General features: G+C 73.3%; 12 protein-coding genes. 6 read left to right on the plus strand and 6 right to left on the minus strand.

Going from position 1 to position 12,022, the window contains the following annotated elements:
• The first annotated feature begins 600 nt into the window (after nucleotides 1-600).
• The gene (locus A6A27_RS03570; protein ID WP_073832939.1) at nucleotides 601-879 is read left to right on the plus strand and encodes a DUF1540 domain-containing protein; all 279 of its coding nucleotides are present in this window, start codon (nucleotides 601-603) and stop codon (nucleotides 877-879) included.
• Nucleotides 880-935: 56 nt separating this feature from the next.
• Here the strand turns inward: A6A27_RS03570 and A6A27_RS03575 are convergent, their stop codons facing one another.
• Nucleotides 936-2,942 (minus strand): protein meaA, encoded by a 2,007-nt coding sequence (locus A6A27_RS03575; RefSeq protein ID WP_073832928.1) that lies wholly within the window; start codon nucleotides 2,940-2,942, stop codon nucleotides 936-938.
• Between the two features lie 151 nt (nucleotides 2,943-3,093).
• Between A6A27_RS03575 and A6A27_RS03580 the strand changes: the two genes are divergently transcribed.
• Both A6A27_RS03580 and A6A27_RS03585 read left to right on the plus strand, forming a co-directional pair.
• A complete protein-coding gene (locus A6A27_RS03580; RefSeq protein ID WP_073832929.1) occupies nucleotides 3,094-3,939 on the plus strand; it encodes an ABC transporter ATP-binding protein in 846 nt (281 codons plus the stop codon).
• Nucleotides 3,939-4,787 carry an ABC transporter permease gene (locus A6A27_RS03585; RefSeq protein ID WP_073832930.1) on the plus strand — a complete coding sequence of 283 codons (849 nt, stop codon included), beginning with the start codon at nucleotides 3,939-3,941 and terminating at the stop codon, nucleotides 4,785-4,787. Before A6A27_RS03580 ends, A6A27_RS03585 begins: the two co-directional genes overlap by 1 nt.
• A gap of 97 nt (nucleotides 4,788-4,884) precedes the next feature.
• Here the strand turns inward: A6A27_RS03585 and A6A27_RS03590 are convergent, their stop codons facing one another.
• Together A6A27_RS03590 and murA are read right to left on the minus strand one after the other, a co-directional pair.
• The gene (locus A6A27_RS03590; RefSeq protein WP_073832931.1) at nucleotides 4,885-5,733 is read right to left on the minus strand and encodes a 3-hydroxyacyl-CoA dehydrogenase family protein; all 849 of its coding nucleotides are present in this window, start codon (nucleotides 5,731-5,733) and stop codon (nucleotides 4,885-4,887) included.
• Between the two features lie 152 nt (nucleotides 5,734-5,885).
• Nucleotides 5,886-7,325, minus strand: coding sequence for a UDP-N-acetylglucosamine 1-carboxyvinyltransferase (gene murA, locus A6A27_RS03595; protein WP_073832932.1), 1,440 nt, complete (start codon nucleotides 7,323-7,325; stop codon nucleotides 5,886-5,888).
• On the opposite strand from murA, the gene A6A27_RS03600 reads away from it, so the two are divergent.
• Both A6A27_RS03600 and A6A27_RS03605 read left to right on the plus strand, forming a co-directional pair.
• Nucleotides 7,324-7,896, plus strand: coding sequence for a cob(I)yrinic acid a,c-diamide adenosyltransferase (locus A6A27_RS03600; protein ID WP_073832933.1), 573 nt, complete (start codon nucleotides 7,324-7,326; stop codon nucleotides 7,894-7,896). The two genes, murA and A6A27_RS03600, sit on opposite strands and share 2 nt — an antisense overlap.
• Nucleotides 7,872-8,291, plus strand: a complete 420-nt coding sequence (locus tag A6A27_RS03605) for a VOC family protein (protein WP_073832934.1) — start codon at nucleotides 7,872-7,874, stop codon at nucleotides 8,289-8,291. Before A6A27_RS03600 ends, A6A27_RS03605 begins: the two co-directional genes overlap by 25 nt.
• Nucleotides 8,292-8,312: 21 nt before the next feature.
• Here the strand turns inward: A6A27_RS03605 and A6A27_RS03610 are convergent, their stop codons facing one another.
• The 3 genes from A6A27_RS03610 to A6A27_RS03620 form a co-directional block, all read right to left on the minus strand.
• Entirely contained in the window at nucleotides 8,313-9,035 is a 723-nt protein-coding gene (locus A6A27_RS03610) for a DedA family protein (RefSeq protein WP_073832935.1), read from the minus strand.
• Between the two features lie 81 nt (nucleotides 9,036-9,116).
• On the minus strand, nucleotides 9,117-9,821 hold the full coding sequence (locus A6A27_RS03615; RefSeq protein ID WP_073832936.1) for a response regulator: 705 nt from the start codon (nucleotides 9,819-9,821) through the stop codon (nucleotides 9,117-9,119).
• A complete protein-coding gene (locus A6A27_RS03620) occupies nucleotides 9,818-11,023 on the minus strand; it encodes a sensor histidine kinase (RefSeq protein WP_073832937.1) in 1,206 nt (401 codons plus the stop codon). The genes A6A27_RS03615 and A6A27_RS03620 overlap by 4 nt, the downstream gene beginning before the upstream one ends.
• A 131-nt stretch (nucleotides 11,024-11,154) precedes the next feature.
• Here A6A27_RS03620 and A6A27_RS03625 point away from each other — a divergent pair, with 131 nt between their 5' ends.
• Nucleotides 11,155-11,754: a class I SAM-dependent methyltransferase gene (locus tag A6A27_RS03625; RefSeq protein WP_073832938.1), complete on the plus strand. Its 600-nt coding sequence runs from the start codon at nucleotides 11,155-11,157 to the stop codon at nucleotides 11,752-11,754.
• Nucleotides 11,755-12,022 lie beyond the last annotated feature (268 nt).

Raw genomic sequence — 12,022 nt, forward strand, 5'->3', positions numbered from 1 at the left:
CGGGGGTTGGCGCACACACCGATGGGGGGTCGGCTACAAGTGCGCAAGCACCGTCAGGCGCCCAAAAGAGGGGGAAAGTCTTTCGACCGGCTAGCTCGCGGGGCAACGGGGGATCGCCTCTTCGCGGCGCCGGGACCATATCCAACGACCGGCGGCCCACCAACATTCCGGGCCCGACCACCCCACCACACCGGGCGGCTTCCTCGGTCGCGAGTCATCTACAACGACCGGCGGCCCGCCATCATTCCGGGCCTGGCCACCCCGGCTCGCGGGGCACCTTACTCGGCCGTGCAGCCATGTTCAACGACCCCCGGCCGCCAGAGATTCCAGGCAGGTGATGCCGGCCGTCACCCACAAACCGGACACCACCCACCACAACCCAGGTGGCCGGCATCCTGCGTTGATCTACTCCGAATCCCGCAAACGGCGGTATCCATCACCCAGGACACCACCACATACCGCACACGGAGTCGATCAACGCACCCTGCCCTGACCGCCCTGGGCCGGGCACAGCGGGCCACACCCCGAACCGCAACCAATAACCAACGCCAGACACCTAAAATCGGGGCAAAAGAGCATGAGGAGGCCGAAGCGGTGGAGATGCCCCGGGTCCAGGAGTGCGCCGTCAGGTCCTGCGCCTACAACCACACCAACGACTGCCACGCGTTCGCCATCACGATCGGCAGCAGCGACCACGCGCACTGCCACACCTTCATCGAGATGCCGGTACGCGGCGGCGTCGAGCAGGCGGTCGCCCAGGTCGGCGCCTGCCAGCGCGCCGACTGCCGGCACAACTCCGACCTGGAGTGCCACGCCCCGGCGATCACCGTCGGCCCCGCCAAGGACCTGGCCGACTGCATGACGTACCAGAGCCGCTGACCGGCGCGCAGGCGCTGGGCGGGTTTCCTGCACAAGGGGTTGACCGGGGACCTCTCTCAGCTCAGGCCGTTGGCCTCGCGGATCACGGTGACGAGGTCGTCGACAATGCCGGTCAGCGCGAAATCCTTCGGGGTGAAGACTCGGGCCACACCGGCCGCCCGCAGCGCCTCCGCGTCGCCGACGGGGATGATGCCGCCGACCACCACGGGCAGGTCGCCCCGCCCGGCAGCGCGCAGCCCGTCCAGCACCGCCGGCACGGCGGCGAGGTGCGAGCCGGAGAGCACCGACAGACCGACCAGGTCCACGTCCTCCTCGACCGCGGCGGCGACGATCTGCCCGGCGGTCAGCCGGATGCCCTGATAGATCACCTCGAAGCCGGCGTCGCGCGCGCGTACCGCGATCTGCTCGGCGCCGTTGGAGTGCCCGTCCAGGCCGGGCTTGCCGACCAGCAGCCGCAGCCGGCCGCTGCCCAGTTCGCGTGCCGTCGCGGCGACCCGCTCGCGGACCCCCGCCAGCCCCGCGTCCCCGCCCGCTCCGGCGGCGCCGGAGAGGCCGGTCGGGGCCCGGTACTCGCCGAAGACCTGGCGCAGCGCGCCGGCCCACTCGCCGGTGGTCACCCCGGCCCGCACGCACGCCAGCGTCGCCGGCATCAGGTTCGTCGTGGTCGCGGCGTCCGCCCGCAGCCGGGCCAGTGCCGCGGCCGCCGCGGCCGCGTCCCGGCCGGCCCGCCATGCGCGTACGGCGGTCGCGGCGGCGTCCTCGACGGCGGGATCGACCTGTTCGACCGCCTCGGCGCCGGCCGCGGTCAGCGGCGACGGCTCGGTCTCGGTGAACGTGTTGACACCGACCACCACGTCGGTGCCGGCCTCCATCCGCCGCCGCCGGTCGGCGAGCGAGGCCACCAGCGCGCTCTTCAGGTAGCCGGTCTCCACGGCGGCCACCACGCCGCCCATCTCCAGCACCTTCGCCAGTTCGACCCGGGCGCCGGCGACGAGGTCGTCGACCAGCGCGGTCATCACGTGCGAGCCCGCGAAGAGGTCTGGGTATTCCAGCAGGTCCGACTCGTACGCCAGCACCTGCTGCATCCGCAGCGACCACTGCTGGTCCCACGGGCGGGGCAGGCCGAGCGCCTCGTTCCAGGCGGGAAGCTGCACCGCACGGGCCCGGGCGTCCCGGGAGAGCGTGACGCCGAGCATCTCCAGCACGATGCGCTGGACGTTGTTCTCCGGCTGGGCCTCGGTGAGGCCGAGCGAGTTGACCTGGACGCCGTACCGGAAGCGGCGCTGCTTCGGGTTCACCACGCCGTACCGGTCGCGGGTGATCTCGTCCCAGAGCGCGCCGAACGCGCGCATCTTGGCGATCTCCTCGACGAAGCGCACCCCGGCGTTGACGAAGAAGGAGATCCGCTGCACCACGTCGCCCATCCGGTCGGCGGGCACCTGGCCGGCGTCGCGCACCGCGTCGAGCACGGCGACCGCGGTGGCCAGGGCGAAGCCGACCTCCTGCACCGGCGTCGCCCCGGCCTCCTGCAGGTGGTACGAGCAGATGTTGACCGGGTTCCACCTCGGCATCTCACGCAGCGTGTAGGCGATGACGTCCGCGGTCAGCCGCAGCGACGCCGCCGGCGGGAAGATGTACGTCCCGCGGGACAGGTACTCCTTGATGATGTCGTTCTGGGTGGTGCCGGCGCAGCGGGCCAACTCCGCGCCCTGCTCGGCGGCGACCGTGCCGTAGAGGCCGAGCAGCCACATGGCCGGCGCGTTGATGGTCATCGAGGTGTTCAGCTCGGCCAGCGGGAGGCCCTCGAAGAGGGCCCGCATGTCGCCGAGGTGCGCCACGGGCACGCCCACCCGGCCCACCTCACCGGCGGCGAGCTCGTGGTCGGGGTCGTACCCGGTCTGGGTGGGCAGGTCGAAGGCGACGGAGAGACCGGTCTGCCCCTTCGCCAGGTTGCGGCGGAAGAGCGCGTTGGTGGCCGCGGCGGAGGAGTGCCCGGCGTAGGTGCGCATCACCCAGGGCCGGTCGCGCTCCGGCAACCGCCCCGAGGGAGCCTTCTCGTCCATGGCCGGAGTCTAAGTTACCGTTCAGTAAAACGGGCTGTGGAAAACCACACACGTCCATGGAGCGGACCACCGGGCACAAGCGGCGCGACATGTCCAAGACCACCACCCCCCGCTCCGCTGGTGGGTGTGCCGGAGTCGCACACTGGACGTCATGGAAGACGAGCTGGCGATCTCGGTCCGGGGGCTGCGCAAGGCGTACGGCGACAACGTCGCGGTGGCCGGCGTGGACCTGGACGTCCACCGGGGCGAGGTGTTCGCCCTGCTCGGCCCGAACGGCGCCGGCAAGACCACCACCGTGGAGATCCTGGAGGGCTACCGGCAGCGCGACGCCGGCGAGGTACGGGTGCTCGGCGTCGACCCGGCCCACCCGGACCCGGCCTGGCGCTCGCGGGTCGGCATCGTGCTCCAGGGCATCGGCGAGTTCGACGAGCTGACCGTCGCCGAGGTGGTCCGGCACTTCGCCGGCTTCTACCCCGGCGCGGACGACCCGGACAAGGTCATCGAACGGGTCGGGCTGGGCGCCAAGGCCAAGGCCCGTACGCACACCCTCTCCGGCGGCCAGAAGCGCCGGCTGGACGTGGCGCTGGGCATCATCGGCCGCCCCGAGCTGCTGTTCCTGGACGAGCCCACCACCGGCTTCGACCCGGAGGCCCGGCGCGAGTTCTGGGAGCTGATCCGGGACCTCGCCGCCGCCGGCACCACCATCGTGCTGACCACGCACTACCTGGACGAGGCCGAGGCCCTCGCGGACCGGGTCGGCGTGATCGCCGCCGGCCGGGTGGTCGAGGTGGCCCCGCCGAACCGGCTCGGCAACCGGCAGGAGGCCCTGACCACCGTCTCCTGGCGTACCCCGGAGGGAACGCTGGAGACCACGGCGACCGCGACGCCGACGGCGCTGGTCGCGGAGCTGGCCGCGCGCTTCGGCGGCGAGGTCCCCGGGCTCACGGTGACCCGGCCGACCCTGGAAGACGTCTACCTGCGGATGATCGGACACTGATGACGACCACGACGAAGCCGGTGACCCCGGTCGCCGCCGCCCCCGGAGCGCGTCGGCTGGGTGCGGGCACCCTGGCGCTGCGGCAGGGCCGGCTGGAGATCACCCAGTTCCTGCGCAGCCGGGAGTCCGTGGTCTTCACCATGCTCTTCCCGGTCGTGATGATTGCCATCTTCGCGTCGATCTTCACCTGGGAGATCACGCCCGGGGTGCGGTTCACCCAGTACTTCGTCACCGGCATGATCGCGACCGGGCTGATGACGGTGAGCTTCCAGAACCTCGGCATCTGGATCCCCATCGAGCGGGACCGGGGCGTGCTCAAGCGCTACCGGGGCACCCCGATGCCGAAATGGGTCTACTTCGCCGGCAAGGTGCTCATGGTGGTGGCGATCGGCGTCGCCGAGACCGTGCTGCTGCTCGCCGTCTCGGCCGTCTTCTTCGATCTGCACCTGCCCAGCACGGCGGGCAGGTGGCTGACCTTCGGCTGGGTCGCCGCTCTCGGGGTCACCGCCTGCACCCTGTGCGGCATCGCCATCTCGTCGCTGGCGCGGACCGCCCGCAGCGGCTCGGCGGTGGTCACCCCCGTGGCGCTGATCCTGCAGTTCATCTCCGGCGTGTTCTTCGTCTTCACCGGCCTGCCGGGCTGGATGCAGCAGGTCGCGGCGCTCTTCCCGCTCAAGTGGATGTGCCAGGGGCTGCGCGCCGTCTTCCTGCCGGACAGCTTCGGCGCCCAGGAGCCGGCCGGCTCGTTCGAGCTGGGCCGGGTCGCCCTGGTGCTGGCGCTGTGGTGCGTGATCGGCCTGGTCCTCTGCCTGACCACCTTCCGATGGACCACCAAGCGCGACGGCTGAGCCTGGTGCCCGGCAACACCCGGCCCCGCTGGTGTCGCCCCGTCCCGGACGGCATGACGCCCCCGGCCGCCTCGGCCGGGGGCGCCATCCGCCCGACTCAGTACGGGTAGAAGCCCTGGCCGGTCTTGCGGCCCAGGTCGCCGGCGGTCGCCATGCGCTGGAGCAGCTCCGGCGGGAAGAACTTCTCGTCCGCGGTGTCGGTGTAGATGTTCTTCGTGGCGTTGAGCAGCACGTCCACCCCGGTCAGGTCGACCGTGGCCAGCGGGCCCATGGCGTGACCGAAGCCCAGCTTGCAGGCGGTGTCCAGGTCCTCGGCGGAGATCACGCCGGACTCGACCAGCTTGACCGCCTCCATCGCCAGCGCGCAGATCAGCCGGGTGGTGACGAAGCCGGCGATGTCCCGGTTGACCACCACCACCGTCTTGCCCACCCCCTCGGCGAACGCCTTCGCGGTCGCCAGGGCCTCGTCGCTGGTCTTGTAGCCGCGGACCAGCTCGCAGAGCTTCATCATCGGCACCGGCGAGAAGAAGTGGGTGCCCACGACCGACTCCGGGCGCTCGGTGGCGGTGGCGATCTGGGTGACCGGGATGGCCGAGGTGTTGGTGGCCAGCACCGCGTCCGCCTTGCAGATCTTGTCCAGCGCGCGGAACACCTCGTGCTTGATCTCGATCTTCTCGAAGACCGCCTCGACCACGATGTCCGCGTCGGCCGCCGCCTCCAGATCGGTGGTCGGGATGATCCGCGCCAGCGTGGCCTCGACCTCGGACGCCTCGATCTTCCCCTTCTCGGCGAACTTCTCCAGCGACTTCCGGATGCCGTCGACGCCCCGCTTGGTGGCCGCGTCGTCCAGGTCCCGCAGCGTCACCTGCCAGCCCGCCTGCGCCGCGACCTGGGCGATGCCCGAGCCCATCAGCCCGGCACCGACGACCGCGAGTCGACCCGCCATCTGCTTCTCCCTCGCCTGATTGAGTGTCTGCCAGCACCCTAGTCGGCGAGCCTGAACGAGTGCTAAGGCACGGCTCCCGGACGAAGGTCTGCGGGGCCGGCGGCGAGGTGGTCGGTCTCGCGGGCGCCGCCGAGCGAGCGCCGCGCGAGCCGTCAGATGGCGAGATCCGGCTCCTCGGGCGCGGTGCCGCGGTCCACCTCCACGCCGAGCGCCCGCAAGTCGGCGACGAAGTCCGGATAGCCGCGGTCGACGTGGTGCACATGCGAGACCTCGGTGACGCCGTCGGCGCAGAGCCCGGCGATGATCAGGCCGGCACCGGCCCGGATGTCCGTGGCGCGGACCGGGGCGCCGGAGAGCCGCTCGCGACCGCAGACCAGGGCGTGGTGGCCGTCGGTCTTGATGTCCGCGCCGAGCCGCATCATCTCGTTGGCGAACATGAACCGGCCGTCGAAGATGTTCTCGGTGATCAGGGACCCTCCCTCGCTCACCGCGGCCAGCCCGATCGCCATGGGCAGCAGGTCGGTGGCGAACCCTGGGAACGGCAGGGTCACCACGTCGACGGCCGCGGGGCGGTCGTCGACGCGTACCCGGAAGGCGCCGGCCCGGGTCTCCACCAGGCCGCCGGCCGAGACCAGCTTGTCCAGCGCGACCTCCAGGAACGCCGGGTCGATGCCGGTCACCGTCACGTCCCCGCGGGTCATCGCGGCGGCGAACGCCCAGGTACCGGCGACGATCCGGTCGCCCACCGTGGCATGCCGCACCGGCTGCAGCTCAGGCACCCCGACGACGTGCAGGCTCGAGCTGCCGGCCCCCTCGATCCGGGCGCCCATGCAGGTCAGCATGGTGCAGATGTCGACGATCTCCGGCTCCCGGGCGGCGTTGTCGATCGTTGTGGTGCCGCTGGCCAGCACCGCCGCCATCACCAAGTTCTCGGTGGCGCCGACGCTCGGAAAGTCCAGCACGATGTCCGCGCCGTGCAGGCCGTCCGGGGCCTCGGCGATGACGAAGCCGTGCTCGCCGGAGATGTCGGCACCCATCCGGGTAAGCCCGGAGATGTGCATGTCCAGGCCGCGCGAGCCGATGGCGTCCCCGCCGGGGTGGGCCACCCGCACGTACCCCCGACGGGCCAGCAGCGGGCCGAGCACGCAGATCGACGCGCGCAGCCGGCGGACCAGGTCGTAGTCGGCCTCCGCGCCGGGCTGCTCCGGCACGTCGATGACCACCGACCGGGAGCGCTCCACCCCGCCCTGGGCCACCATCGGGTCGACCGGGTCGTCCTCGGCGAACCGGACGCCGCAACCCAGCCGGCGCAACACCTCCCCCATGATGGCGATGTCGGTGATCCGGGGGACGTTCGTGATCACGCTGCGTCCGGGGGCGAGCAGCGCGGCGGCCATCAGCTTCAGCGCCGAGTTCTTCGCACCGACGACGTGCACCGTGCCGGCCAGCCGGGCCTCACCGAGCACCCGGATGACGTCGACATCGTTGACCGCCGGGTCACCGGCGTCGCCCGGCCCGACCCCGGCCGGCCAGCCGGCCTGTCCTGGCCGCGCCGGGATGGTCAGGTCCGGTATCCGTAGGCTGTGCGTCATGGCCGTCCACCTCACGCGCATCTACACCAAGGCCGGCGACGCCGGCATGACCAGGCTGAGCAACAACGAGCAGGTGCCGAAGACCGATCCGCGGATCGCCGCGTACGCGGACGTGGACGAGTGCAACGCCGCGATCGGTGTCGCGCTCGCCCTCGGGCAGCTCGACGACGAACTGCGGGCGGTGCTCGGGTCGATCCAGAACGACATGTTCGACGTCGGGGCGGACCTGGCGACCCCCGTGGAGCCGGAGCCGGCGTACCCGCCGCTGCGGGTAACCGAGGCGTACGTCGAGCGCCTCGAGGGCTGGTGCGACCAGTACAACGCGCGCCTGAGCAAGCTCGACTCCTTCATCCTCCCTGGTGGCACCGCTGGCGCCGCGCTGCTGCACGGGGCACGGACCATCGCCCGGCGCGCCGAGCGGGCGGCCTGGGCCCTGATCGCGCACGATCCGGACCGGACCAGCACGCTCCCGGCAAAGTATCTCAACCGGCTCTCCGATCTGCTCTTTATCCTGTCAAGAACGGCAAATCCGAACGGAGATGTGCTATGGGTGCCGGGCGGGGACCGCTGACCGCCGGGACCCTACACCACGTGGAGGTCTGGGTACCCGACCTCGCCGCCGCCAGACACAGCTGGGGCTGGCTCCTTGGCGAGTTGGGCTGGACGCCGTACCAGGACTGGCCGGCCGGCTGCTCCTGGCGGCTCGGCCCGACGTACCTGGTGATCGAGGAGTCTCCCGCGTTCTCCGGACGGGTGCACGACCGGCTCGCGCCGGGCCTCAACCACCTGGCCTTCCACGCCGGCCCGCCGGCCGCGGTGGACCGGCTGGTCGCGACCGCACCCGGGCACGGGTGGGAGCTGCTCTTCCCGGATCGCCACCCGCACGCCGGCGGCCCCGGGACGTACGCCGCCTACCTGGCGGACGGGCAGGGGTACGAGGTGGAGCTGGTCGCCGCACCCGACTGACCGGTCACCCCGGCCCGACGGTCAGAACAGGGCACCCCGGCGAGCCGGCGCGCTGTGGCCGGCGCCGGGCCGGCGGGAACCACCCCGCCGGCCGCCGCGCCGACGACCTCCCCGGACCGGACCGGAACAGGCCCGCGCGGCCGGGCGGTGCGCCCGGCGTACCCGGAACCGGTGGCCGACAGCGGCGGCGACCGCTGCCGCGACCAGCACCCCCGCGGCGGCCGGCAGCGCCGACGGCGCCGCGCCGACCGCCCAGCCGAGCAGCACCGTCCCCGGCACCCAGACCGCCACCGCCAGGCCGTCGAAGAGCACGAACCGGCGGTACGGCAGCCCGGCCGCCCCGGCGACCCGGGGCACCAGGGTACGGACGAACGCCGTCCACCGGCCGAGCAGCACCGCCGGGCCGCCCCGCGCGGCGACCAGGGTCTCGGCGCGCTGCCAGCGGCGCTCCCCCACCCAGCGGCCCAGCCGGCCGCGCCGCAGCCGGGGCCCCAGCAGCCGCCCCTCCAGGTAGCCGAGCTGGTCCCCGGCGAACGCGGCGAGCGTCGTGACGGCGAGCGCGAGGCCCAGGTCGAGGCGACCGGCCCGGGCCAGCAGGCCGACCGTCAGCATGGTGGTGGCGGCCGGCAGCACCAGGCCGACCAGCAGGCCCACCTCGGCGGCGAGCACCGCCGCGGCGGCCAGCAGGACGTAACTCGGCGGCAGGGTGTCGAGCCGGTCCAGCAGGGAATCCAGGAGGGTCACGTCAACCAGCGTGCCGCGCCGGGGCGGCCCCGCCGTCCTCCCACCGGCCGGCCCGGATCCTCCAGGTGGCCGGCGACCCCCTTACGGGCTGTTTCCCGAGGCACCCGGGAGGGGGTTGAAGTCGTCGTCGACCAGGCCGAGCCGATGCGCCAGCACCGCCGCCTGCACCCGGTTACGCAGCTCCAGCTTCTCCATGGCAGCCGACACGTGCGTCTTCACGGTGGTCACCCCCAGATGCAGCCGCACGCCGATCTCCGCGTTCGACAGCCCGGCACCGACCAGCGCCAGCACCTCCCGCTCCCGCGGGCTGAGCAGCCGCAGGCCTGCCACGCGCGGGTCCGGGTGCGGCCGCCGGTCCCGGTCATGGGCGGCGAGCGCCCGACGCAGTACGCGGGCCAGCACCGGCGGCGCCAGCAGGGTCTCCCCCCGCGCCGCCCGGCGTACCGAGTCGATCAGTTCCTCCGGGGCGCCGTCCTTCACCAGATAGCCGATCGCGCCCGCGCCGAGCGCCCCGTACACGTTGACGTCGTCGGCGAAGGTGGTCAGCACCAGTACCCGGGCGGACGGCTGCCGGTCCAGGATCCGTCGGGTCGCCTCGATGCCGTCCATCCGGGGCATCCGCAGATCCATGAGGATCACGTCCGGCCGCAGCCGCTCGGCGAAGCGTACCGCGTCGTGGCCGTTCCCCGCCTCGCCCACCACCTCGAAACCACCGGCCGTCCGCAGCAGCAGGCCGACCCCGGCCCGGACGAGCGTCTGGTCGTCGACCACGAGCACCCTGATCATGCGTTCTCCCTGATCGGCAGCCGGGCCTGCACCCGCCAGCCACCACCCTCCGTGCCCGTCGCGGTGAGCGTGCCACCGAGCAGACCGACCCGCTCCCGCATCCCGCTCAACCCGTACCCGGACACGGGCAGCGCCGGCCCCGGCCGGCCGCGGCCCGGCTCGACGAGCTGGTGCCGTACCGGCCCGCTGTCCAGCACCTCGAGCAGCAGCGCACCGTCGACGCCCCGGACGTCCACCGAGGCGATCGCCCCGGGCCCGGCGTGCTTGAGGGTGTTGGTCAGTGCCTCCTGCACCACCCGCGCGGCCGTCGTCCCCACCACCAGCGGCACCCCGGCCAGCGCGGACGACACGCTCACCTGGACCGCCACTCCCGCCTCGCGGACCCGCCGGGCCGCGTCCCGGATCAGCTGCTCCGGCTCCACCTGCGGGTCGGTCGGCTCGACCGCCTCCGGGTCCCGGAGCACCTCCAGCAGCTCCCGCAGCTCGTCCAGCACCTGCCCGGCCGTGTCGCGCAGCTCGCCAAAGGCGGACACCGCCTCGTCGGTGCGGCCGGTGTGCTGCGCGGCGTACCGGGCCGCGCCGGCGCGCAGGGCGATCGCCGCGATGTGGTGGGCCACGATGTCGTGCAGGTCCCGGGCGATACCCGCCCGCTCGGCGAGGCGGGCCGCCCGGGTCTCCGCCGCGCGGCGCTCCTCCACCTCCCGGGCCCGCTCCTCGGCCGCCGCCGCAGCCTGCCGCACCCCGCGCAGGTACCGGCCGAACGCCACCGGCGCGGCGACGACCGCGGCCAGGACGACCAGGCGGATCACCCCCGTGCCGCCGGAGAGGACGCCCGCGTTCCCCCGGTACAGGACGTCGACCAGCGTCGCCCCGAGGTAGAGGGCGTACGCCGCCACCGTCGCCGACCGGCCGCACCAGCACGCGACGTAGCCCAGCGCGACCGCCCCGGCGAGCTGCGGGACGCCGCCACCGGCCAGCGTCACCGCGCCGCCGACGACCATCAGCGCCGACTCCGCGAGCAGCACCGGCCAGGGCCACCGCCGTACGGCCACCAGGGCGAGCCCGGCGAGGACCGCGAAGACCGCCGCCCACTCCTCGCGGACCACCCCGGCCCGGGCCATCCAGCTGCTGGCCAGGCCCAGTCCGACTGCGACCAACCCGAGCAGCAGCTCCCGCCACCAGCCGCGCCACCCACCCGTCACCTGGCCAACCATACGGAGGAGCGGTCCCGCCGACGCCCCTCCCACCGGCCGCCGTGCCTCCTCCAGGTGGCCGGTAAGCCGGCCGCCGGCACGAGGGTTGCCGCGCCGTCCCGCGCCTAGCGTCGACCAGCGTGATCAGCGACGCGCCGACCTTCCTCACCCAGTTCGCCCGGCACCCGCTCGCCACCGGCGCGGTGCTGCCCAGCGGGCCGACACTGGCCCGGGACATCACGGCCGCGGTGCCGCGGGCGGGACATCCCCTGGTGGTCGAGCTCGGCCCCGGGACCGGAGTGTTCACCCGGGCGATCCAGCGACGGCTGGCCGGCCGCGGCCACCACCTGGCGGTCGAACTCAACCCGACGTTCGCCACCGGCCTGGCCCGCCGGCACCCCGCCGTCGAGGTGGTCCGCGCCGACGCCGCCGCGCTCGGAAAACTGCTGGCGGAACGCCGGCTCGCGTCGGCCGACGTGGTGGTCAGCGGGCTGCCCTGGGCCGCCTTTCCGGCCGGACGGCAACGGGCGATCCTCGACGCGGTGGTCGGGGCGCTCAACGTCGGCGGGGTCTTCACCACCTTCGCGTACCGCCACGCCCTGCCGACCCGCCCGGCCCGGCGCTTCCATCGGCTGCTGACCGGTGTCTTCGACGAGGTGACCGTGGGCCGGACCGTCTGGGCCAACCTGCCGCCGGCCCTGGTCTACCACTGCCGCCGCCCGCTCCGCCGTGAGCTCTGACCGGCCGGGCGCTACGCGTCTCACGGTTGCTCCTTGGCGGCTGGGAGCGAGGGTGACCGGCTTCGGGGCTCGATCCGTGCTTCCGGTTGTGGGCTGGGGGCGACCATGCCCGGCTCCGGGCGGTCAGGCTTGATCCCTGCGCCGGGCACGGTCGCCCCCAGCCCCGTCGTGCGCCTTCGCCGCCCGTGCGTCGCGGTCTTCCTTTCTGGTACGACCCGCTGCCGGGTTGGCCGTCGGGCGCTGCTGCGCCAGTGCGCGCTTCGGGAGC

It is taken from the genome of Micromonospora sp. CB01531 (assembly GCF_001905095.1).
Classification (GTDB): Bacteria; Actinomycetota; Actinomycetes; order Mycobacteriales; family Micromonosporaceae; genus Micromonospora.